This is a genomic window from Bacillus sp. ME78, from assembly GCF_903970865.1.
GTDB lineage: Bacteria > Bacillota > Bacilli > Bacillales > Bacillaceae_G > Bacillus_A > Bacillus_A cereus.
This window is the reverse complement of record NZ_CAJCKK010000013.1, coordinates 121,982-145,297: the sequence shown is the minus strand read 5'-3', so window position 1 is coordinate 145,297 and position 23,316 is coordinate 121,982. Positions and strand designations below refer to the sequence as shown.

Genomic DNA, 23,316 nt, shown 5'->3' with positions numbered 1-23,316 from the left:
CAGGCATCAATTTCTGAATAATTTGTTCTGTGCTTTTTCCGTGGTATTTTTCCATATTACTCTCCTAAAAACTAAAAAATTTTATCTAAAGTTGCTCCGATTCCAGATTTAACTCTATCTTTTATTGAATCCTGTTTACCATCATGATTCCAATCACCTTTGTTAAACTTAATTCCATCTGTTATTATACTAGCTCCTATAGAAACACCAAAGCCAATACAAGCTCCAGCAACAGTTCCGATTGGACCGCCAAAAACAGTTCCAACAGCTGCACCTAGCTTGGCTCCCGCAAAGGCACTTACAGCAGTTGTACCAACCCCAATTGCTGCATCACCAATAATATCACCAGCTATCTTAGTTTTTGACGCTTTATTTTCAATATTTTCCTTTGTATCATTAATTACATCCCATCCTACAGCTGCATAGCCTAAAGCATTTGTTTTTAATTTCAATGAATCTTTAAGAAATTCTTTTGGTGATAAAACATGTCTTTTTACATCGTCTATTTGCTTTACTTCGGCTAAAGGTAATTTTGTACGCCTTATCACATTAAGTCCATTTTTATCCTTTAGTACGGTCCGATTTTGAAATCTTACCATTTCTTTTCCTTTTCTATCTGTGTAGGGTGTTACACGCAAGCCTTTATTATGTAAAGATGCCAATTTATAGGCAGCTGCACCTTCCGTTACAGTACCCAGTAAAGTAAATGCAGACCCTGCAGGGTTATCTTTCCAATCACCAATATCGCCACCAAACGGTGCGAACCAATTTATATCAATTGCTTCTTCTCCAAATGAAACTTCTTGTTGATCAGCCTTCTCAAAACGATCAGCAGCTTTTCTTAATGAATCACTATGTTCTTTTAAAGCGGTCGTTATAGTAGCTAACATTGATCCTGCGTATTGGGATTGATTTAACACAGCATCTCTTCCAGATATCTGGAAAGGCAGATCGAATAACTGCTGATTGATACGTTGATATGTTTCAGATAGCTCATGAGCTGTTTGTTCTATATTAGAAGCCAGTTTCCTTAAATGGGCAGGAGTAACCTTAATTTCACCGCTCACCTTGTTTCACCGCCTAATGATTTAAGATAAAGCACCATCTTTTTTATCTCTTCAGTAAGAGTAAAGGTATCAAGACAAATAAAATTTGTTTGTGTTTGTTCATTATCTAATACTTTTTGGATTAGCCAATATTGGTTTTGACTATATAAAAACTGAATACAATCTGTAGACCATGAGTCCTTTATATAATAATGAACTTGAACAGTATTTAATTCTTCACGATTATGTATAATGTTTGCTAACTCTAAGGAAGCTTCATCATCTAAGTAAAGTTTCAAGTAATCTACTAATTGCTTGTTTGATTGATTTAAAATAGTTTCCTTATATGCAGAAGAAGGGATTTTAAATGTATAATTTGGACAAGAGAAAGTATTTTTAGGCTGTAATGCTTGATATATATATTGCCAAGCTACCTCTGGTGTCCCGCATTCTTTAAATGTACATTGTTTATCACCGTTAGCATCTGTTATTACATTTTGTATAACTTTTTTTTCACTAAAATAGAAAATATTTTTTTCTAAAGCGCTGTTTTTACCTATCTGTACTTCAATAACAAATCCTGTAGTTAAACAAATGCGGAAATATTCTAAAAGTTGTTTGTTACATAATGTTTCATCTTCTTTTATTATGAGTAGTTCTTCGTTTGTCCAATGCTCGTGCATTACATCTAATTCTTTGTCTATTTCTTCATCTGACCAATTTTCAAAGGGGTTCTCAATTCCAATCATAGTTTCACGGTCAAACATACCAGTTAATACATATACTTCTTTATTTGATAAAATAAGAGGTTCAATAGTCAAACAGTCCCACTCCCTAGCGTAATATGTAATCCCTAAGAAATATAATACAATAAAAAAATGGTTCAATCTAGTAATAGTCAACACTTAAAACTAAAAACTAAAAAAATTCTAATAACAAAAAAAAGAAAGAGAATTAATTTGCATATATCTTTATAATAATAATGTCTCTTCACTACACAATCTTTATTTTTTAAGCCAAAAAAATAGAAGTATCGTCCTATAAAAGACAATACTTCCTTAGTTACTTAAAAATCACATAATAAATTACTCATTACCTCCTCCAGCATTACATCTGGATTTACCACTGCTTTTTCTGAACGCCATCCAATAAAGCCATCTGGTCTAATTAGTACAACTCCTTCATTCTCTATCCCATATAATTCACAAAAAACATTTTCTTGAGCAATAAAATCTCCGCTTAACCCAACTCGATACACTTTAATATTTATCCCTAATTTAGATGAAACATCATATACAGCTTCAGCCCAAGAACTATTGTCTACTCCAGTAAGTAATACAAAATGGTTACCAAATAAGTCTAATATAGAAACTTCTTTCCCTTTATACATCCCCCAAAAGTGAGGTGCTCGTGTTCCAGGTCTTCCATTCAAATCTACGATATCCATTCTATGTGGAGTGGCTGATTCATCTAGTATTGCTTCTGAACAATACTGATACCCGACAGTTACAGCTAAACCATCCATATTATTCAAACTGCCTTCCTCTCTATTTGCAGCACGGAACAACAAACTACTCGCATACTCCGTCGTTAATTTTGCAACAGGATATCTCTCTTCACGATATGTTTCTAACAGTTTTGGTTTTGCCTTCCCTTTTATAACAGCCGCTAATTTCCAGGCTAGATTGTGTGCATCTTGTATTCCTGTATTGGAACCAAACCCTCCTGTTGGCGGCATAATATGTGCGGAATCACCAACTAAAAAAATACGATTTTCTTGAAATTTTGTAGCAGTACTTTCAGCCGCTTTCCACGGTAAAACACTTACTATTTCCGGCTCAACATTTGTGCTTCCAATTGCGGTTTGAATGATTTGTTTACAACGTTCTATAGTGAAATCCTCTGGTCGTTCTCCTTTTAATGGATCGTAGGATACATGGTAAATCCATCTTCTTTCGTTATCAACTGGAATAAGCGCACCAAGAACTTCCGGATGAAGTACCATAGAAAAACCAAATGCATCTCCTTGTATAAACTCACTTAAATCCGCTTCAAAATAAATATTCATATAATAGCCACCGATTGTACCTCGTCCCTCCGTACTTATCCCTAGTTGCTTACGTATTTTACTTTTCGCTCCATCCGCTGCAATTACATAATCACAATAAATAATACTTTCTTCTTCCGTTTCGCGATTCCGAATCGTTGCGATTACTCCTTGCTCATTTTGTTCATAAGAAACTAATTCATGATAAAAAGATAATTCTCCGCCTAGTGTTCTCGCTTCTTGTAACATCATCTCTTCTAAAATAATTTGATAACAAGCGGTTTGTTTTGATGGACTAATCTTTTCTATTTTTTGAAGTAACTCTTCATCGTTTCCGTATTGCGTCGCTCTCATTTGTTCCAATTCTTCTTTATTCGCCTCAGCTATTGTATGAACTGCTATTCTTCCTCGGCAGTTCTCTAATGCTTTACCTGCCAATTTAATTCTTTTTTCCAAGCCTAATTCTCGAAACAACTCCATTGTACGTAAAGTAAGACCGCCTGCTTTCGGATGAATGGCAGTAGACGGATGCCTTTCAATAAGTAAGTACTCAATGTTATGTTTTGCAAGAAATAACGCAGACGCTAACCCAGATAATCCCCCTCCAACAATTAAAACTGGTACATAATTCGATTTCATATATTTACCCTCCACATCATTGTTCTGAGCTCAGTGACATAAATATAATCAAAAAAACAACAAAGATATAGACTTATATTTCATTTTAAATTATCATATAGATAGATTACGCCCCAAAATTCCTTTTACTTTTTCATACATCTATAATCCACCTGAATTGTGTCTGTATGAAAGTGTAAAACAAAAGAACGTACTTTACGTTGAACCATGTTCTATCGTAAAAATCAAAAATAATACAAACATTATAAGCGATTGTAACCTTATGGATTATACAAGGTTACGACCGCTTATTTTATTGTTACATCATTTTTGTTTTTAAAACCTCATCTATTGTGTTATGTAATCCTTCCAATCCCTTTTCTATCTCCCTATAATTTTCAACAATAAAAAATTCATTCGTCTCGATTTTCTTTCTCAATATTGCACCTCATACAACAATCATGTAGCATTACCGTATCGAAGTAATGGTTCATCATCTTAAACCTTTCGACTAATTAACTGGAGGCAAAGTGATTGAAATGAATAAACAAGAACAATTAAATATTATAAAAAAAGATTTTATTGATTCTCAAAAAGTATTATTGGCAATTGGTGATGAAACGCGTCAAGCTATTTTATTAGTGCTAATGGAAACGGAATGTCAAACAGGATTACGTGTAGGAGAAATCACGAAGCAAACACATCTTTCCCGTCCAGCAGTATCACATCACCTTAAGATTTTACGAGAAGCTGGCATTATTTTAATGAGAAAAGAAGGTACAAAGAATTTTTATTATATTGATATACGTACAAAATTAGGTTTATTAAAAAATCTTGTATTAGATATTGAGAAGCTATTGCAAAACTTTTATTAAAACTTGGAGGTATAAGAAATGAAAGCAATGATAATTGATAGATATGGAAAAGTCCCAATGCGTATGGCAGAGGTACCTACTCCTGAAATTAATGAGTATGAAGTGCTCGCAGAAATTCATGCAGCTAGTATTAACCCAATTGATTTTAAAATACGCGACGGAAAAGTAAAAATGTTACTGAAATATGAAATGCCCCTAATCCTTGGTAACGACTTTGCCGGTGTCATCACGAAGGTTGGATCAAAAGTAACTCGTTTTAAAGTTGGTGATGAAATATATGCTCGTCCAAGAAAAAATAAGATTGGTACTTTCGCGGAGTATATAGCCATTCATGAAGATGATATAGCTTTAAAACCGAAAAATTTAAGTTTTGAGGAAGCTGCTCCGATTCCACTCGTTGGCTTAACATCATATCAAGCATTACATGACATCATGCAATTACAAAAAGGACAAAAGATTTTAATTCACGCCGGATCCGGTGGTGTTGGTACTTTCGCTATTCAGCTAGCAAAAATAATGGGTGCCATTGTTACAACGACTGCTAGTGAAGCTGGTGCGAATTTAGTAACGTCTCTTGGCGCAGATGAAATTATTAATTACAAAACAGAGAAATTTGAAGATATACTAAAAAATTATGATGCCGTATTTGATACAATCGGCGGTGCAACACTTGAAAAATCATTCAATATTATAAAAAGGGGAGGAAACATTGTTTCCGTTTCAGGCATGCCGAATGCTCGCTTCGGTAAAGAATTTGGTTCAGGATTCTTTAAAACTCTCTTATTTTCATTAGCCAGCAAAAAACTTACTGCACTTGAAAAAAAGCATAATGCTCAATATTCATTTTTATTTATGAAGCCAAGTGGGGATCAATTACGTACTATTGCAAACTATATTGAAGCTGGACAAATCAAACCTGTAATCGATCGAGTTTTTCCTTTTGAAGATGCGCAAAAAGCAATGGAATATTCAGAGTCTGGAAGAGCAAAAGGAAAAATAATTGTAAAAATTAAATAATAATAAAACCTCCATTTTTAAAAATGGAGGTTTTAAATTTGCTGTTAAATAGACATAGTACAATGAAGTCCTTACAATAGATTGCAAGGGGAAATATTGTATTATACTTTTAGTTAACTTTACAAAGAATACATACGTACAAATACATAATTTAAAATACAAAAAGGAGGAGATACAATGACTAAAAATAATGAAACAGGTTGGAATTTAGATAATAGTTATATGACTTTACCACAATCATTTTATACAGAAATCCCCCCTACTCCCGTAAGTTCACCGGAGTTAGTTAAACTAAACCATTCATTAGCGATATCTCTTGGCTTAACCCCTGAAGAACTGAAAAAGGAAGCTGAAATTGCCATTTTCGCTGGCAATGGACTTCCAGAAGGAGCTCATCCATTAGCTCAAGCATATGCTGGTCATCAATTCGGACATTTTAATATGTTAGGCGACGGTCGTGCTCTTTTAATTGGCGAACAAATTACTCCTTCAGGTGAGCGTTTCGATATTCAACTGAAAGGTTCTGGCCCTACTCCCTATTCACGCCGAGGAGATGGCCGTGCTGCACTCGGTCCGATGCTACGTGAATATATTATTAGTGAGGCAATGTATGCACTTGATATTCCGACTACTCGTAGTTTAGCTGTTGTCACAACTGGTGAACCTACATATCGTGAAACAAAGTTACCTGGAGCAATTTTAACTAGAGTAGCTAGTAGTCATATACGGGTCGGTACATTTCAATATGCTGCAGCTCGTGGTTCAATAGAGGACCTTAAATCGCTAGCTGACTATACGATAAAAAGACATTACCCAGAAAGTGAATCCCATGAAAACCGATATACTGCATTACTACAAGAAGTCATTAAAAAACAAGCAAGTCTTATCGCAAAATGGCAACTTGTTGGATTTATTCACGGCGTAATGAACACTGACAATATAACGATCAGTGGCGAAACAATTGATTACGGTCCTTGTGCATTTATGGACAATTACGACCAAGGAACCGTATTTAGCTCTATTGACACACAAGGCCGTTATGCATATGGAAATCAACCATATATGGCCGCATGGGACCTCGCCCGATTAGCAGAATCTTTAATACCAATTCTGCACGAAGATGAAGAAGAAGCACTAAAAATCGCTCAAGACGAAATTTCGAAATTTAGCGTACAGTATGAAAACAATTGGTTCCTTGGAATGAAAAAGAAATTAGGACTATTTAGCAACGAAGAACAAGATCAATCACTTATTGAGCAACTTTTAAAAATGATGGAGAAATATAAAGCAGATTACACTAATACATTCCGTTCATTAACTCTTGATACGTTAGAAAATACCCCTCTATTCGATAGTCCTGAATTTAAAGACTGGTACAAACTGTGGCAATCTCGATTAGAAAAACAAGAAGAATCGAAAGAAAACGCCTACGAGATGATGAAAAATAATAACCCATCAATCATCCCGAGGAACCACCGTGTAGAAGAAGCACTAGAAGCAGCTGTTACAAATGAAGACTATAGCGTAATGGAGCAACTTCTTGAAGCTTTATCAAACCCTTATGCGTATTCTACAGATCAAGAAGAATACTGCATTCCGCCTGCACCGACGAATCGCCCTTATCGTACTTTTTGTGGGACTTGATTGTTTAATATGTAAAAAGGTGCGTTCATATAAATTGTGTGAACGCACCCTTTTTATATCCCCCCACTCAACTAAAACTTTAAAATACACATCCCCCGATGCCATTTCTTTAATCCAAAACAAATTCTATACTATTCCAATAGACTTACTCGTAAGCTTGTTAAACAAATATTGAGAAATATAAAACATCATTTCTAAATATTTTTATTTTTGATACTATATTTTATAAGAATATTCAAAAAAGTGAGGGGATTTCATGAACGTTCAACTACAAGGTAATGAACAAATTACAAAATTATTTAATGACTGGTATTTGGCTATGCTAAAACAAGATGTGTCCCAAGCGACAAACTTAAAGCATGAAATTGAGAAAAAGGAACTAAACTTTGAAGAAGATGAAAACTTAGCATTATACTATTCTCTACTAAATTTTCGTTTCAAAGTTTTAACTGATGGTTTAAGTATCACAAAAGACAGTTTTAATAAGATAGATTCTTACGCGATTTCACCTAATCACCAACTTTCTTACTACTATCATTTATTTAAAGCAATTCATGCTACTTTAACAACAAATTATAATTTAGCAAGTGAACATTATGAAAAAGCTGCGAGACTACTGGTAAATGCCATTGATGATCTAGAAAAAGGGGAATTTAATTATCGAATGGCTATTTTCTATTATCATTTTTACCAGCCAATTGAGGCTATTGAATATGCAACCAAAGCGAAAGAATTCTTCATAAAAGCTGTAGGGTATGAAAAGAATGTCGCCTCTTGTGAAAGCGTATTAGGCGCAGCATTTGTATATTTAAAACAATACGAGCAAGCAGAGGAAAAATATAATTCGGCAATCAACATTTTACAGAAACAGGATGAAGAATCATTACTGTTAAGAGTACGTAATAACTTAGGGTGGCTATATGCTAATCAAAACTTATCAACATTAGCTATTCGTCATTTATCTGAAGTGACAACAAAAATGCCTACACATTTTAAAGCAATTTTCTTACAAGCAAGAGAACATTCTAAACTTGGTGAAATAAATATCGCTTCAGAATTTATTAAAAAAGGATTAAAAATTTGTACAGAACTTAACAATGAAGAATATATGATTCACTTTAAAATTTTAGAGTCCCTTAACAATAACGAGTCAACTGAAGACTTAGAAAAAATTATTCTTGAAGGAATTACGTATTTCGACAAAGAATCTTTATATAACTATACTCAAGAATATTCAGAAAAGTTAGCCGTTAAACTTTACGATGAAAATAACCATATAAAAGCAAGTGAGTATTTTCATAAAGCGTTACAAGCAAAAGAAAAAACGTTTGAGAAAGGGGCATTAAAATGATAAAAAAAATTAGTTCTATCGTTTTAGGATTATCTGTACTAAGTATTGTATCTATTGGTCTAAATAGTTCATTTACATATCAAGCAGGTCATGCGGATTTCCCGGCACCCCAAAGACCTGACCTTGTTCAATCCGTTGACGTAAGTAAAGACTACAACTCAACAACAACTGAAAAAGCACTTTAAAAAACGGAAGACCTTCAATTAAGAAGGTCTTTTTAAATACGCTTATTTAGAATATTTTCCTTTCATGTAGACTTTATTTTCTCATCAACTCCGCAATCCTCTTACTCCCCTCACTACCAACTTTCTCAAGTTTCTCCACAACTAAATTTCGTCTCTCTACAGAATGATTTTGACTTAACTTCGCTTTTCCTTCTATTTTATTTATCTTTATTTTGAATCCAACTATTCCCTTACTTAATCCTCCCATATAATTTGGATCTACATCATTAAGTGAGTAGGTGCTCTCTGGATCTTCATATTTATTTACTAAATCTTGAAGAGAATCTACTAATGTCTTCTCATCTTCAACAATTTCTAATTCACCGTATACATGCACTGCAACGTAATTCCATGTTGGTACTGCATTGTTTGTTTCATACCATGACGGAGAGATATAACTATGTGGTCCTTGAAATATAGCTAGTACTTGCTGGGTCCCAATATCTTTCCACTGTTCATTCGGCCGTGCGAAGTGACCATGTAAAGTAAGGGTCTCCCTATTTAATAACAACGGCAAGTGCGTTGCATATGGTTCTCCGTTATGTTGAGAAAATAATGTCGCAAAGCTATTTTGTTCCATTATTTCGTACTTCATCTCTTCATCTTGTATTGCGAAATATTTTGGTATGTACATAAGCTCCCTCTTTTCCGCTCTTTTCTATTTTATTTCCTATTATATTTAGTAACCGCATCAATCAACAGGGCCAGTTTGCATTTGTTTTATAATGGCAGCTTTCTATTTCAAAACAATAGGCAGCATGTATTCCATGCTGCTTTAGTTTATTTTTTCTAATATATTTGTAATAAATACGGTCTTACCCTCAATATAACTAGATCGATTTTTCGACTCTCTTGCTAACTCTTCCTTCAAGTTTCCATACTCATTAGCTACTTCAGTATGTTCACGAAGGTAATCTCGAAACGCTATATGCCTTCTCAACTCTTCACTATTTTTATCACACACATATAAATGATGTTCCATCCAAACTGTATTTCCCTCGTTCCATGGAACGAACATATCCTTTCTTCCAAACGCCTCTCTTCCTTTAAAGCTCCATTCTAACTGATGATAGTACCCTATCTTCTCAAGTTTTTTTACTACCTCATGAAAAATTTCGTACTCTTCTATTACAACATCAATATCTAGTATTGGTTTTGATGCAAGCCCTTTAACAGATGTACTCCCAACATGTTCAATGGATAAAATGCTGTCTTCCATCACATCGTTAATGAGAGTTTGTAGCTTATTAAATTCACTTTCCCATTTGATGTTATATTCTTCGATAGTAATTCTCTGTTTCAACGTATCCCTCTCCTCAAAAGCAATTATAATCTTTGAATATGGGTATCCTTAAAATCCGTCTCATATTTCAACCCATATCCAAACATTCGATCCATTCCAATATGTGCTGTCCATATTAAACCAATCATAATAACGGTATCTATCTTAAAATAGACACCTATTAGAACAATTAATATGGATATGATATATGTGTGACATACATTATATATTTTCGCACCAACGTGATTATTAATCCCATATGCTAACATTGATAGATCCGGCGCTAAAAGGAATACAAAAAATATAATCCAACTAAACTCATATATCGAATACATATAAATCGTGGCTAAAAATACAACCATTCCTTCAAGATGTACAATACGTTTTTGCATTATTTATCATTCCTATTTTTCTATATTTATTAATACATTTTCATCGCTAAAAGTATTCTTTGCATTCTTTGCATTTTTTGACCAGATGGTTGCTAATATTGGCCCTGCAATGTTATGCCATACTGCCGCTAATACACTTGGGAGTGCAGCAGCCGGTCCACAATGCAAAATACTTTCCAGCTATATTACTTATCGCTTCTAGTACTTTCATCCAATCAGCCCCTATCTTTTAATTGAAACACCTTATTCGGATTCAAAATATTTTGCGGATCAAGAGCTTTCTTTATTTTCTCCATTACAAATAATGCTGCCCCATGCTCTTCTTCTTGATACTTTCGTTTTCCGATTCCAACGCCATGTTCTCCTGTACACGTTCCTCCTCGTTTAAGAGCATACTGAACGATACTTTCATTTATTTCGTCTGCCTTCTTCACTTCCTCTTTATCATTTGTATCAATCATTAAGAGTACATGGAAATTCCCATCCCCAACATGACCGAGAATACCGCCAATAAGCCCTACTTTATCTAATACCTCTTTCGCATGTTGAATCGCTCCAGCTAATTCCGAAATTGGCACACATACGTCTGTACTCATTAGCTTTTTACCAGGATAACTATGCACGTAAGAGTACGCTAAGTTATGCCTTGCATCCCACAGTTTATTTCTCGCTGCTGTTTCCATCTCAAACGCAATTTCTATACATTTATGATCAAGAACGATTTCTTTCGTAAATTCAATATCTTGCTTTAACCCTGCTTCATTGCCGTGGAACTCTACAAACAGTGTCGGTTCTTCTCTGTAACTTGTTTCATTGTAATGATTTACTTGTTTCATAGATAATTCATCAACGAGTTCAATTCTCGCGATTGGAATACCTGCTTGTAATATGTTAATTACAGCTTCTACTGCATCATTTATAGTTGGAAACGATGCCCTCGCAGCCATAACATGTTCTGGTATACCGTATACTTTTAAAGTTAACTCCGTGAAACATCCAAGTGTTCCTTCTGAGCCTACGAAAATACCATTTAAATGATAACCTGATGATGACTTCGCCGCTAAATTCCCGGTATGTATTACTACTCCATCAGCAAGAACGACTTCTAAATCTCGAACTTGATCACGCATTACCCCATACTTTACCGCTGTCGTTCCGCTCGCATTTGTAGCAGCCATTCCTCCTAACGTTGCATCAGCTCCTGGGTCTACACTAAAAAACAATCCATACTTTTTCAATTCTTTATTAAGCTGAGAGCGCGTCACCCCTGGCTGTACTCTCACAAGAAAATCCTTTTCTCTTATTTCAAGTATTTTGTTCATAAGAGAAAAGTCCATTGTAATTCCTTTTTCGTAAGGGATTACATGTCCCTCTAAACTGGACCCTACTCCAAATGGAACGACAGCTGTTCCGTGCTGAATCGCTATTTTCATTATCGCGCTAACTTCTTCGGTCGTTTTTGGAAAAACAACTACATCAGGTAAACTACTAACATGGTAAGATTCATCTTTACTATGTAACTCTCTTACTGTCATATTTATTACTACTCGTTCTTCAGGAAGTACGCCTTTTAATTCATTTACTACATGTTCAATTGTTATTTCCATAATCAACTCTCCTTTTTAAATTTAAAACAAGTATACCATCTTTATAAAAAATAATTAGAAAAATAAGATTATTAAACCTAAACATACAAAAAAGAACCTGCAGCACACGCTACAAGTTCTTTTTCACTACATTTTAAACGATTTCTTTATTAACAACATAAACCAAATTAAAGTAACTGCCATCAACGAATGAGAAAATCCTACAATATAAGTTAACCCTTTAAAGTCAGCTCCATTTAACTGAAGAAGCCCTCTCGCTGCTAGCGAACCTAACATTAATGTTAATGCAATGTTATGTAAAACAAACCACTTATTAAACCCTTGCACTTCATGAAACGCGAATACTTTTGCTAATCCTAAAGCAATTAAAAAGAAGAAAAATCCAAGTACAAGTGTATGTGTATGCAAAAGATTTAACAAAGTAGATCCTAAAATCCCTTTATACTTACCATACTCCCTGGCGAAAATCCCTGATAATAAACCGATAATCAAATACGTAAACGATGCATTATATAATTTCTTCATTATGTACCTCCTTGAGTAGAATGTGTAGTGTGTCATATTTAGTAATAATGATAGTTATATAGTAAAAACTCCTAGTCACCTAGGAGTCATTGTATAAGCATCTCACTCTTTACAATCAATCCTAATTATAAAATATCTCTCTATACAAAACAAACGAACTTTATGTGAACAAACACCCCCATTAAAATATGTTGCACTTTTGTTTTACACAATCCATACTAATTGTTATAACTTTTTAAAGGTGGTGTAATAATTGATAGTCCTTAAAACTGAACGTCTTAATCTTCGTTGGTTTGATATAAAAGACGCTCCTTTTATTCTTGAGTTAGTAAACGATCCTGCATGGATTCAGTTTATCGGTGACAAAGGAGTTAGAAACTTAGAAGATGCAAAAAATTATATTGTAAACGGTCCCATCGATATGTATAACAAACTCGGATTTGGTCTTTACTTAGTAGAACGCAAAGAAGATCTCACTCCACTTGGTATGTGCGGCCTTATTAAAAGAGATTCATTAGAAGACGTTGATATCGGATTTGCCTTTTTAGAAACATTCCGTTCAAAAGGATATGGCTACGAGTCAGCTTCTGCGATAATTGAATACGGTGTACAAAAGCTCGGCATGAAACGAATTGTAGCAATTACTTCTATAGATAACATTGCCTCAGGAAAGCTTTTAGAAAAAGTAGGATTACGATTTGAGAAAATCATTTCAGGGTCTGGAGAAGATTTAAAATTATTTGGGTATAACGCATAGTAAAGAAGGTCGCCGTGAATGGCGACCTTCTTTACTATTTTACTGATCTCGTAATAATATTTTCCTACACATTGAGATTGCTTGTTGTATAAGGAAGCCTTTCTTTTTTCCATGCAAGAAATCCTCCCTTTAAATTCACTACTTCCTTTATACCAGCTCTTTGTAAAATACTAGCTGCTATAGCGGAACGTAATCCGGTTCGACATTGCAAAACTATTGGAAAATCTTTCGGTATATAATCTAGTTGTTCAAATAGATTACCTAAAGTGATATGTATTGCATCATGAAGGTGTCCTTCCTCCCACTCTTTTTTACTACGCACATCGATAACCTTAACGCTTCCACCTTTTATATGCGGATATAATTCAATCGATGTTTTTTCTTTGTAACTTTCAAATCTATCAAGTCTTTGTATTACTTTTAAGGGTGCAAAAGCAATAATATTATCTAACCCAATAGATTCAAATTCTCTAATAACTGCCTCTATTTTAACCTTTTCCTCATCTAGAATTATTAAAGTTTCTTTTTTATAATCTAATAACCATCCACACCAAGTTGTGAAAGAATTGTTATAAGGTATGTTAATTGACTTCTCGATATGACCTGCAGCAAAACTCTCTACATCCCTTATATCAACTATTTGATGAACGCTCTTCAAAATTTCTTGAAGTTCTTCTACTGTATTAATAGCAGTACTTTTTCTCTTCTTACGAATTGGCGGACCATACTTATTTAAATTCTTCATTAATGAAAAATACTTTGGAGGCTCTGGCTGTCCCGTCAATAAAGTCGATATAAAATCACTTTCTTCATTACACTGAAATGCCCAATTGAACATCTTTTCATAACCTAATGTAGAAGTTGGAATTGCTCCTAATGCTTTTCCACATGCGCTTCCCGCACCATGTGATGGCCATATTTGCAAATAATCAGGAAGTATTTTTATTTTTTGTATAGAATCAAATAATTGTTTCGCTCCTATTTTTGCAGTATCTTTCATACCGACAGCAGTTTCTAATAAATCCGGCCTTCCTATATCTCCTACAAATATAAAATCACCTGTGAATATCCCTATCGGCTTATCATTCGTATAATTATTTTGACTTGTATCAGTTACTAAAAAAGAAATACTTTCAGGCGTATGCCCTGGGGTGTGAATTACATTAAATTTTATATGACCTACTTTAAACTCTGTGCCCTCTCTAACCAATTTGTATCGACCTTCGTTAAGATATTGATATTTCCAATCACAATCTCCTTCATCAGATACATATAAATTTGCATGGTAAAGATTAGAAAGTTCTCTAGACCCAGAAAGAAAATCAGCATGAATATGAGTCTCAGCCGCAGCAATTACTTCCATCCCCTCTTTCTTAGCAAATTCTATATATTGTTCTATATAGCGACTAGGATCAATAACGATCGCTACGCCTTCCTTCTGACAACCAACTAAATAGGAAGCATGAGCTAATTTTTCATCATAAAAATATTTTAAAAGCATAACTATTCCCTCCGAATACTTATTTCAAATTACTTTTCAATTTTTACAACTACTCTCTATCTTTCCTTACATAATCCCTTTCAACATTAAATTCCAATACATATATGGAAACATATATCTTTTAAGTAAAAACATACTATACCGTTCTTTCGCTTGATTAAATGGAAACGTTTCTTGTGGCTCATGTTCATAGTTAAATTCAGCGAGTATAAGACTTTTATACCCTGTAACAATCGGACATGATGTATATCCATCATATTTAGCCTGCAAGTCTCTTCCGTTAAGTACGTCCATAATATTTTGTTTTAAGACAGGTATTTGCTTTCGAATTGCTGCTCCAGTTTTAGAAGTAGGTAAATTGGTACAATCTCCAAGTCCGAAAATATTTTTTTGCTTTACATGCTGCAAAGTATAAGGGTTTATATCTACCCATCCCTGATAATCACTTATTTCACTCTCTTTAATAAAATTAGGTGGCCCCATTGGTGGAACAACATGTATCATACTATATGGTATGGTTTCTCTTTTCAGCGTTTGCGTATCTTCAAAAATTGCTTTTCTCTTTTCGGCGATAATTTCTACTAAGTTTTTATTATAATTCGTTATAATTTGCTTTCTTTCTAGTACTTGTTCTAAAGTATTTGCATATCGTGGAACCTGAAATATGTCAGTGTTTGCAGAATAAAACATTACTTCACTTCTGTTTCTTACACCACTATTACAAAAATACTCCTCTGCTAAATACATAATTTTTTGTGGAGCACCACCGCATTTAATAGGAGTATTAGGGTGGGTAAAAAGCGCATTTCCTCCTTTAAATTTTTCGATTTCTCTCCAAGTAGAATCAACATATGTATAAGAATAATTGCTACATACCCCATTAGTCCCAATAGATTCTTTTAAGCCTTTAATACCTTCCCAATTTATTTGTATACCAGCTGCTACAATAAGAATTTCATACTCAAGCAGCAGTCCGTCATCTAACAGTATCTTATTTTCATCCGGAAATAACTTAACAACACTTTTAGGGATCCACGTTGCCCCTTTTGGAATAAGCGATTCTTGATCACGCATTGTACTTTCCTTTGAAACAATTCCTCCCCCCACTAAACTCCATAGTGGCTGAAAATAATGTTTTTTTGACGGATCAATAATCGCTATACTTTCTTTCAATAGGGGGATATTTCTTAATAAATGTGCAGTAGAAGATATTCCTGCAGTCCCAGCACCAATTACAATAATTTTATAAGTATCTCTGGTCTTCATTATCCTCTTCCTATCTAAAATTGATTTTTAATTAACTAATTAGTAGCTGTATTTTCATCCTAGTAACATTATTATAATTTAAAAACACCATGTATTTATTTGATTAAAATGAAAATTTTGTTAATTTAACCATCAATATTACTTTATGCGTAAATCCCCTTTGTTACTTCCATTTTTTATATTTCTCAATGCTAGTCTTTGTCCTATCTTACTTTAATCACAGTTTCTCTCTACGCCCCAGGCTATCTTTAAAGACCCATATGATTTCATATGTAAAAAAGCCCCTTTTATATCTAAAGGAGGCTAAGGATTATTCTTATTAAGCTAACACTTTGAGGTATCCCTAAAACAAAAATTTTATATAACTACAACCATTATTTATGAGAATTCAGGTCATTTTTTTCTTTTTGAGGAACAATGAATTTCTTCGGTTGATGGGCATGGATTAGTCAATATATGTTGTAAAAACTGAACGGCTGATTTATTAAACCGTTGATTCAGCCCTTCCAGACTAATGAGTACTTCTGTGGATGCTTCTAAACAGCTAGATGACTGAGCTAAAGAGATTGTAGCGATATTTTGACTCATCCATATATATAAAGCGACTAAATCTTTTGCTTGGTTCTTACTGGTTCGTTGTACAAAACCAGCATCTCCAGCAAGAACCCGTAAGACATTTGGAGATAGGACACTCTGAATCCCTTGAACAAATAGTTGTAATTTATCAGACACAGACATAAAAAACGCCATCCTTTCCCATAATTCTACAGAAAGAATAGCGTACTTTTACACTTTAAAGAAGAGTAAGAGAAACAACCAAAAGAAATGTAGATATTTAAAAAGGATTTTGAATACTTGATACAATAAAAATCTAAAAATTGTTATTCTTTCTGAATGTTACTTAACCCTTGTTCTAATTCGTTCTCTGTTCCCTTTTCTAATCCTTTTACCAATTCTTTCTCTGTTCCTTTTTCTGTCTCTTTCTCCGCTTCTTCATTCTTCTTACTATGCCCCTCTAACATTCCCACCAATATTTCTGTAATTATTGACATAGGTACACCCATATCCAATAACATTTTAAGAAATTCAAATATACTGAGACCCTGTGAGTTAATTGCATTATATTTGTTATTGATATGTTGTTCTATACTTTTTTCGGAAAGTTGATTATCCTTAGTCTTACTTTCAGGAATATATTTTTGATTATTGTTCACTATACGTGAAGTTGTAGTACTTAAAGATTTATTATTTAAAACTATAGTATTTAAAGGATAAAACCTGTTATTTATGTTTGAACTGATTTTCATCTCTCATTTTCCTCTTTCTTTTTTGATAAATTTAATATGAAAGTTCATCCCATATTGTTATATCCCATATCCATTTATTATAAGTATAATATAAATTTCTTTTAAACTGAATAGAACGTTATACATATATATTCTCTATTTTGCAATGCTTAAAAATCACTATAAATAGATAAAATTCCCTTCTTCTTTGTAGGAAATCTATAGGACTGAATTGAATTTGAATATGAAATATAAATTTATACATAAAAATACAATCTATTCTTATGTTTCGATAGAAAGAATAGATTGTATCTTTTCATTTAGGAGGTAGACGAAAGTCTTAGCTTGATAGCGATGGGGTACCACCAAACATTCATCAACCCAAGATTTTTAAAGTACCCCCAAACGAAAAATTTTCTTTTCTACAGTTAGTTATTTATGAGGATTCAGCTCATTTTTTACATTCTGCGAGTAATTATTTAATCGTTTTCGTACTTCTGTTTGAATATAAATAAAATAAGTTCCATTCATCCAAAAAACACCCCTGATTTCCATTGTTCATAGGAAATCAGGGGTGTTTATCGGTATATAAACCTTTAAAATTATTAATAAGTCTTCTTTTAAAATATAAATGGTTAAACAGATGAAAGAACTTCGACTGTTATATTATCCCTTATTTCTTAAATACAGGTGCTATTTTATCAATGCGATTTGTCCAAATTCCACCTGTATAATCATCAGGAAGGCGTTTTATATCTTCAGATGAGTCAAATCCACTTGAAAACCCAAACCCATTTCCTCCTACAATGATAACTCTAGTATCTGCTTTATCCATTCGATTAAGAAAACGATTTGGCCATCCCCAAAGCCAAGGAGCTACTTTGTCTGGTATATGTAATTCTCCATGCTTCAGGCTTGAAGGTATGTAGCCAGTCCACCCTAATGCCATATAAGTAATAAGATCTTTTTTCATGGTCGCTTTTGACATTATTCGTAAACTAGGGATGCGCTCTTTTATTGCAGCAATTGGTTTATCGCCACCATATACAGTTAATTGATCAAGGCGCTTCGCTGGTAATTTCTTGAGGTAAGTAGCCAATTGGATTCCTTCATTTTCATCATCACTTTTAATATGAATAAGAAAAGAACGGCCTGGAAAATGGGTAAGTACTTCATCAAGTGTTGGCATAAGATTAGTCCCTTTGCCACGAAACGGGAATGTTTTACCCCCATCAGCTGTATAACCGTAACCAATATCAAGTGCTTGTAGTTCTTTTGTTGTAAAATCTCTTGTAACACCTTTACCATTAGTACGGCAATCAAGAGTCCAGTCATGAAAAATAACAAAATTATTATCTTTAGTTGGTTGAACATCAAACTCTACTAGATCAGCTCCAGCTTTAAATGCCGCTTCCATAGATGGAATTGTATTTTCTAAATAAGAATGTTCAGGTTTATTTATACGTTCTGCTGTACATGTATCGCTCTCAATCTCTTCCATGCTAAATGTTTGCGAAAGTCCTCGATGAGCAAGAAGAAGAGGAGTTCCATCGTCCCTCTTAGCAAAAAAAGAACTGTTATTTACATAAACAAATGCGAATAGGATAAGAATTATCCAAGTCGTTTTACGTTTCAATAACCTTTTTAGTTTGTTCATTGTATGCTCCTCTTAAATTTTGGTTGAAATGCCTTAAACAATCTTCGGCATTTAAATACTGGTAAATATTAAAGCCTATCTTATTTTTTCGCAATGGATATAATTGTTAATTAAAGGCTGTTACTATGATATAAAACGGGAGCAATAGAAATCATTTCAATAACCACTCAACCTTCAATAAGAATAGTTTTGAAAGATTTCTATGAGAATTTAATATAAATGGGTATTTGTAATATCCTATTATTTAAGAATCAATTTACTATATGTATATAATTATCTGACAGCATCTTATTAACCTTATTGAAGGATTAGAGGCCGTCTAAATATAACTGGATAATAAATTAACATCATACCTACAAATGAGCAAACTAAATAAAAAATAGCCTCGTATTTTATTACTAGAGAAATATTATTATCAATCTTTTTTTCATCTCTTTTATAAAACATTTTGAATAACACTCTATATAATAAATACCCAATAATTGCTCCCAGGGTGTTCATAGATAAATCATCAATATCTGTAATTCTATTATCTAGCAATTGACCTAACTCAATAGCCAATGAAAAACCGAATCCAGCATAGGCAGTACTTTTCATTCTTCTAAACTGCGGCCAAATAGTCGGTAATAAAAAACCTAATGGCATAAACAGTAAAATGTTTAAGACATAAGTAGTCATACCTTCAGAAGCAAATGGAATCAAGTTAATTTGATTTGCACGAATTAATGTTTCGTATCTACCTATGTCCCATATAGTCCCTATCTGCGTCACCTTATACACCAATGAAAGGTAGAATTGAAAAACATACACCCATAGAAAATGCTGAATAGATATATTTTTTTTCGTTTTAAAATAAAATCCAATTTGAAACATTATACAAAAAATAATAGTAAAAAAATAAGTATATAAATAATTAATCAAAACTCCTGAATGCATTTAAAATCTCCTAACTTTACATTGTAATCTATAACTTTGTCATTTTAGAATATAATTCAAGAACTGGTGGTCATAATCACCCCATCCATATTATTTACAGATATTTCACGAAATTCGTTCAATGGTATTTCAACGTCCATTGTCTTGTTTTGAAAAAAGCGATAATATGACATCGTATATTTTTTCCCCTCAATACTTGCTGAAATGCTCTCTTCTTCTTTTAAATAATTCAGGTATTCTTCCAAGGCTAAATTCATTTTTTGCATAATCGTACTGTGAGGCAAACCGACATAGCGAATATGCCAAGGTTCATATTGAATACCTGTAACATCCGTTTTATCCGAGGGATAGCGTAAGATAAAGCCGTATTTCCAAGCATTTTTTTCTATCCACTTCCCTTCAGGTGCTCGGTCCATTTGCGTTAAGCCTAATCCTACATCAAGTGATAAACCGGAATTATGTTCACTATAACCTGCTGGTAAGGATAATCAGCCCCCATCTCATGATAAAGTCCACTTTGCTCATCAAAGTCACGATAACTACTATTAATTAAAAATTGATTAACGCCTTCCTTTACAACATTATTAATCATCTCTGAAAATTTTTTGCTATTTATTTTGATAAATAAATATTTGTATTAAGCAGCCCGTATCCATTTATCAATTCATTATGTTTAGATAAATTTACGATATCTGATTTCACACCCTCTTGGCGCATAGAATATTTACTGTTAATTAAGAGCAGATTCCCTTGATAGATGTGTTCTTTTACAATCTCTTTCTTTTGAATAATTAAGGTAGTCCCTGTATTATCTATGTTATCTTTGTGATTTTGATCATATTTTTGAACCTCTACTTTATTCTGAAAAAACAGTGCTTTATTCATGAAAGCAAAACCTAAGAGAAATAAAAATAACAATAAAAAACACCACTTTTTCATTTTCAGCTTCCTCCTTAAGCAAATGACTTGACGATAATGTCACGCTGATTCAACGCTGAAGATTTTGGATATGTAACTCTTAACGATTACTTTCTGCAAAGCGATGCTATATCTATATGTGGATACTCTATCCAGTGGTGTGTGCAGAAACATCCAAAGCAGCAGATTGCTCATTTGACACAATTGGCTAAAAGGAAAAGAAATATTTGTGTCACTCTTTTTCTACACATGTAAGCTATTTTAATCCACGCATAAGTTATCATATCTTTCTTTGACGAAGTAAAAAAAGCTCGTTCTTATGGTTTAATTCTACCGCATAAGAACGAGCCATTTTTTAATATTAAATTGTTAATTTCCTAAGAAAAAGTAGAGATAACCTTAAGAATTTCTTAAGAAACAATGATTATTTTCTAAGAATCCCCTTTATTAACCGAGTGTTGGAAGACTGGAAGTTCTACCGTGAAAGTCGTAGAGTTATCATTACTTTCCGCGTAAATCTGTCCGCCATGCTGAACAATGATTTCTTTTGCAATCGCCAATCCAAGTCCCGCGCCGCCCGTATCAGAAGAACGGGCATCATCCAATCTGTAAAACTTTTCAAATATGGTAGCGAGTTTATCTTTCGGGATATTTCCGGCGTTCTCAAAAACGATGGATACCACATCATCGGAGAGTTCCGCCGTAATGTCAATTACGCTGTCGTTCTCGCTGTATGCAGCGGCGTTTTTCAAAATATTGTTAAAGACCCTCGCTAGCTTATCAGGGTCACCAAATACGGTCAAATCTTCAGAAGCATGGAGTACCACCTGTTTCCCCTTCGCAGCAAGCTGGGGATAAAATTCATCAGTCATTTGCACCAGCATATAGTATAGGTCTATGTGCTTTTTCGTGAGCGTAATCGTTTGAAGATTATATCGCGTAATCTCAAAAAACTCGTCGATTAGCTGTTCCAGGCGATACGCTTTGTCTAACGTGATATGCACGTACTTTGCCTTTTGCTCTCTTGGCATGTCTGGTGCCTCGTCAAGCAGGATCAGATAACCGATAACTGATGTAAGAGGCGTTTTAATATCGTGTGCCAAGTACATAACAACTTCATTTTTCCTTTGTTCGGCCACCTTTGCATCATGCTCTCGCTTTTCAAGGGTTCGCTTTAATGTGTTGAGCTTCTGTTCCATGAACTCCATTTCCGCAGAAAGCTCAATTTGTTTATCTTCGTTCTGAATAAGTATATCAATACCGGTATTTATCTCTTCAAAGTATTTTACAAATTTTAAAAGCATAACTCGGCATAGAATAAGAATACTAATGGCAACCGCCACATAAATAAAAATTTCTATATTGTTCCGTATAGTATACTGATATATTATCATTGCGTCCCAACGCTCTAAATGATAACTGTTTTCCAAAAAACGTACGATCCACTCCCCAAGTGTCCCTTGGATAAATAGACGCACAAACAGCACAAATACAACTGCTGCCATGACAATCGTAAGGATATATTGGTAGAGTTTTCGTTTTAATTTTAAATAATCGATTTTTTTATTCTTATTTTTATTTTTATTTTTCAATTTTATAGCCGATCCCCCATACCGTTTTTATATACTTCGGATTATCAACCGTGTCGTTCATCTTTTCTCGCAGATGTCGGATATGCACGGTGATAGTGTTATTGCTCTTGCTGAAATATTCGTCACCCCATATCTCTTGAAACAGCTGCTCAGAGCTAACCACATTCCCCTTGTTTTCACAGAGGATACGCAGGATTGAAAACTCGGTGGGAGTGAGAGATAACGGCTTCTCGTTCAGAGAACACTCATGCGTGCTTATATTAATGACAAGACCAGAGTGAACGATAACATTCTCGTTCTGTGCCGTTACTCCATTATATTTTTTATATCGGCGTAACTGCGCCTTGACTCGCGCAATTAACTCTAGTGGGCGAAAGGGTTTTGTAATATAATCGTCCGCACCAATTGTTAGCCCTGTAATTTTATCTACTTCCGTATCTTTCGCCGTCAACATGATAATTGGATAGGTGTGCTTGTCCCTTATTTTTTGACAGATAGTGAGACCACTTACGTCGGGAAGCATGATATCCAATATTGCAAGGTCAAGCACATTCTTATCTATACATTCCAATGCTTCTTTGGCGGTATAGTATTTGAAAACCGTATAATTCTCGTTTTTTAAATACAGCTCAACCAAATCGGCAATTTCGCGTTCATCTTCCACAATAAGTACTTTATCACTCATGGTTACCAATCCTCCTCTATGGATGTGCTTTTTTCAATTGGAATTTTTTCCGAATAACGAGCCTATCATACCTATCACTCCAAGTAAAGT

The 23,316-nt window shown here is 34.0% G+C and carries 22 protein-coding genes and 2 pseudogenes; 6 read left to right on the top strand and 18 right to left on the bottom strand.

Annotated features, from left to right (window positions below):
• Positions 1–71: 71 nt before the first annotated feature.
• The 3 genes from H6481_RS16225 to H6481_RS16215 form a co-directional block, all read right to left on the bottom strand.
• Complete coding sequence (locus H6481_RS16225) at positions 72–1,067, bottom strand: WXG100 family type VII secretion target (protein WP_000012250.1); 996 nt, start codon at positions 1,065–1,067, stop codon at positions 72–74.
• Positions 1,064–1,867 carry a hypothetical protein gene (locus tag H6481_RS16220; RefSeq protein WP_000151461.1) on the bottom strand — a complete coding sequence of 268 codons (804 nt, stop codon included), beginning with the start codon at positions 1,865–1,867 and terminating at the stop codon, positions 1,064–1,066. The genes H6481_RS16225 and H6481_RS16220 overlap by 4 nt, the downstream gene beginning before the upstream one ends.
• Before the next feature lie 245 nt (positions 1,868–2,112).
• Positions 2,113–3,747, bottom strand: a complete 1,635-nt coding sequence (locus H6481_RS16215) for an FAD-dependent monooxygenase (protein ID WP_097988226.1) — start codon at positions 3,745–3,747, stop codon at positions 2,113–2,115.
• A gap of 494 nt (positions 3,748–4,241) precedes the next feature.
• Here H6481_RS16215 and H6481_RS16210 point away from each other — a divergent pair, with 494 nt between their 5' ends.
• From H6481_RS16210 to H6481_RS16190, 5 genes are all read left to right on the top strand, one after another.
• Entirely contained in the window at positions 4,242–4,586 is a 345-nt protein-coding gene (locus H6481_RS16210; protein ID WP_000571870.1) for a metalloregulator ArsR/SmtB family transcription factor, read from the top strand.
• An 18-nt stretch (positions 4,587–4,604) separates the two neighbouring features.
• Positions 4,605–5,603, top strand: coding sequence for an NADP-dependent oxidoreductase (locus H6481_RS16205; protein WP_182812343.1), 999 nt, complete (start codon positions 4,605–4,607; stop codon positions 5,601–5,603).
• Positions 5,604–5,780: 177 nt separating this feature from the next.
• A complete protein-coding gene (locus tag H6481_RS16200; protein WP_120459974.1) occupies positions 5,781–7,247 on the top strand; it encodes a protein adenylyltransferase SelO in 1,467 nt (488 codons plus the stop codon).
• 256 nt (positions 7,248–7,503) lie between these two features.
• Positions 7,504–8,598 carry a Rap family tetratricopeptide repeat protein gene (locus H6481_RS16195; protein ID WP_182812339.1) on the top strand — a complete coding sequence of 365 codons (1,095 nt, stop codon included), beginning with the start codon at positions 7,504–7,506 and terminating at the stop codon, positions 8,596–8,598.
• Positions 8,595–8,783: a Phr family secreted Rap phosphatase inhibitor gene (locus H6481_RS16190; RefSeq protein WP_023522648.1), complete on the top strand. Its 189-nt coding sequence runs from the start codon at positions 8,595–8,597 to the stop codon at positions 8,781–8,783. The genes H6481_RS16195 and H6481_RS16190 overlap by 4 nt, the downstream gene beginning before the upstream one ends.
• A 73-nt stretch (positions 8,784–8,856) precedes the next feature.
• On the opposite strand, the gene H6481_RS16185 is transcribed toward H6481_RS16190, so the two are convergent.
• From H6481_RS16185 to H6481_RS16160, 6 genes are all read right to left on the bottom strand, one after another.
• Positions 8,857–9,456: an FMN-binding negative transcriptional regulator gene (locus tag H6481_RS16185; protein ID WP_016512491.1), complete on the bottom strand. Its 600-nt coding sequence runs from the start codon at positions 9,454–9,456 to the stop codon at positions 8,857–8,859.
• Between the two features lie 141 nt (positions 9,457–9,597).
• Positions 9,598–10,125, bottom strand: coding sequence for a GrpB family protein (locus tag H6481_RS16180; RefSeq protein WP_000813613.1), 528 nt, complete (start codon positions 10,123–10,125; stop codon positions 9,598–9,600).
• 23 nt (positions 10,126–10,148) lie between these two features.
• Complete coding sequence (locus tag H6481_RS16175; RefSeq protein WP_023522650.1) at positions 10,149–10,496, bottom strand: DUF4260 domain-containing protein; 348 nt, start codon at positions 10,494–10,496, stop codon at positions 10,149–10,151.
• 12 nt (positions 10,497–10,508) lie between these two features.
• On the bottom strand, positions 10,509–10,664 hold the full coding sequence (locus H6481_RS16170; protein WP_023522651.1) for a bile acid transporter family protein: 156 nt from the start codon (positions 10,662–10,664) through the stop codon (positions 10,509–10,511).
• Positions 10,665–10,711: 47 nt separating this feature from the next.
• Positions 10,712–12,103, bottom strand: coding sequence for an FAD-linked oxidase C-terminal domain-containing protein (locus H6481_RS16165; protein WP_078994418.1), 1,392 nt, complete (start codon positions 12,101–12,103; stop codon positions 10,712–10,714).
• 126 nt (positions 12,104–12,229) lie between these two features.
• A complete protein-coding gene (locus H6481_RS16160; protein ID WP_000737896.1) occupies positions 12,230–12,628 on the bottom strand; it encodes a DUF2871 family protein in 399 nt (132 codons plus the stop codon).
• Between the two features lie 253 nt (positions 12,629–12,881).
• Here H6481_RS16160 and H6481_RS16155 point away from each other — a divergent pair, with 253 nt between their 5' ends.
• The gene (locus H6481_RS16155) at positions 12,882–13,385 is read left to right on the top strand and encodes a GNAT family N-acetyltransferase (RefSeq protein WP_065484656.1); all 504 of its coding nucleotides are present in this window, start codon (positions 12,882–12,884) and stop codon (positions 13,383–13,385) included.
• A gap of 64 nt (positions 13,386–13,449) precedes the next feature.
• On the opposite strand, the gene H6481_RS16150 is transcribed toward H6481_RS16155, so the two are convergent.
• The 9 genes and pseudogenes from H6481_RS16150 to vanR-A all read right to left on the bottom strand — a co-directional run bounded on the left by H6481_RS16150 (position 13,450) and on the right by vanR-A (position 23,226).
• Positions 13,450–14,886 carry an MBL fold metallo-hydrolase gene (locus H6481_RS16150; RefSeq protein WP_106824503.1) on the bottom strand — a complete coding sequence of 479 codons (1,437 nt, stop codon included), beginning with the start codon at positions 14,884–14,886 and terminating at the stop codon, positions 13,450–13,452.
• Positions 14,887–14,952: 66 nt separating this feature from the next.
• On the bottom strand, positions 14,953–16,152 hold the full coding sequence (locus tag H6481_RS16145; RefSeq protein ID WP_182812336.1) for an FAD/NAD(P)-binding oxidoreductase: 1,200 nt from the start codon (positions 16,150–16,152) through the stop codon (positions 14,953–14,955).
• A 450-nt stretch (positions 16,153–16,602) separates the two neighbouring features.
• Positions 16,603–16,890 (bottom strand): annotated as a pseudogene (locus tag H6481_RS16140) (IS4 family transposase); the annotation flags it as partial.
• A gap of 143 nt (positions 16,891–17,033) precedes the next feature.
• The gene (locus H6481_RS16135; protein WP_078994421.1) at positions 17,034–17,459 is read right to left on the bottom strand and encodes a hypothetical protein; all 426 of its coding nucleotides are present in this window, start codon (positions 17,457–17,459) and stop codon (positions 17,034–17,036) included.
• A 652-nt stretch (positions 17,460–18,111) separates the two neighbouring features.
• Positions 18,112–19,095, bottom strand: coding sequence for a glycerophosphodiester phosphodiesterase family protein (locus H6481_RS16130; protein ID WP_078994422.1), 984 nt, complete (start codon positions 19,093–19,095; stop codon positions 18,112–18,114).
• 297 nt (positions 19,096–19,392) lie between these two features.
• Complete coding sequence (locus H6481_RS16125; protein ID WP_063548230.1) at positions 19,393–20,031, bottom strand: VanZ family protein; 639 nt, start codon at positions 20,029–20,031, stop codon at positions 19,393–19,395.
• A 56-nt stretch (positions 20,032–20,087) separates the two neighbouring features.
• A pseudogene (gene vanY, locus H6481_RS16120) lies at positions 20,088–20,970 on the bottom strand (VanY-A/VanY-F/VanY-M family D-Ala-D-Ala carboxypeptidase).
• Between the two features lie 410 nt (positions 20,971–21,380).
• A complete protein-coding gene (gene vanS / locus H6481_RS16115; RefSeq protein ID WP_182812333.1) occupies positions 21,381–22,541 on the bottom strand; it encodes a vancomycin resistance histidine kinase VanS in 1,161 nt (386 codons plus the stop codon).
• Positions 22,531–23,226, bottom strand: coding sequence for a vancomycin resistance response regulator transcription factor VanR-A (gene vanR-A / locus H6481_RS16110; RefSeq protein ID WP_078994424.1), 696 nt, complete (start codon positions 23,224–23,226; stop codon positions 22,531–22,533). Before vanR-A ends, vanS begins: the two co-directional genes overlap by 11 nt.
• Positions 23,227–23,316 lie beyond the last annotated feature (90 nt).

Bases quoted from the DNA above. Each gene is read 5' to 3' on its own strand.
- H6481_RS16205 (WP_182812343.1), top strand. From the start codon at position 4,605: ATGAAAGCAATGATAATTGATAGATATGGAAAAGTCCCAATGCGTATG.
- H6481_RS16200 (WP_120459974.1), top strand. From the start codon at position 5,781: ATGACTAAAAATAATGAAACAGGTTGGAATTTAGATAATAGTTATATG.
- H6481_RS16195 (WP_182812339.1), top strand. From the start codon at position 7,504: ATGAACGTTCAACTACAAGGTAATGAACAAATTACAAAATTATTTAAT.
- H6481_RS16190 (WP_023522648.1), top strand. From the start codon at position 8,595: ATGATAAAAAAAATTAGTTCTATCGTTTTAGGATTATCTGTACTAAGT.
- H6481_RS16185 (WP_016512491.1), bottom strand. From the start codon at position 9,456: ATGTACATACCAAAATATTTCGCAATACAAGATGAAGAGATGAAGTAC.
- H6481_RS16175 (WP_023522650.1), bottom strand. From the start codon at position 10,496: ATGCAAAAACGTATTGTACATCTTGAAGGAATGGTTGTATTTTTAGCC.
- H6481_RS16165 (WP_078994418.1), bottom strand. From the start codon at position 12,103: ATGGAAATAACAATTGAACATGTAGTAAATGAATTAAAAGGCGTACTT.
- H6481_RS16160 (WP_000737896.1), bottom strand. From the start codon at position 12,628: ATGAAGAAATTATATAATGCATCGTTTACGTATTTGATTATCGGTTTA.
- H6481_RS16150 (WP_106824503.1), bottom strand. From the start codon at position 14,886: ATGCTTTTAAAATATTTTTATGATGAAAAATTAGCTCATGCTTCCTAT.
- H6481_RS16145 (WP_182812336.1), bottom strand. From the start codon at position 16,152: ATGAAGACCAGAGATACTTATAAAATTATTGTAATTGGTGCTGGGACT.
- H6481_RS16135 (WP_078994421.1), bottom strand. From the start codon at position 17,459: ATGAAAATCAGTTCAAACATAAATAACAGGTTTTATCCTTTAAATACT.
- H6481_RS16130 (WP_078994422.1), bottom strand. From the start codon at position 19,095: ATGAACAAACTAAAAAGGTTATTGAAACGTAAAACGACTTGGATAATT.
- H6481_RS16125 (WP_063548230.1), bottom strand. From the start codon at position 20,031: ATGCATTCAGGAGTTTTGATTAATTATTTATATACTTATTTTTTTACT.
- vanR-A (WP_078994424.1), bottom strand. From the start codon at position 23,226: ATGAGTGATAAAGTACTTATTGTGGAAGATGAACGCGAAATTGCCGAT.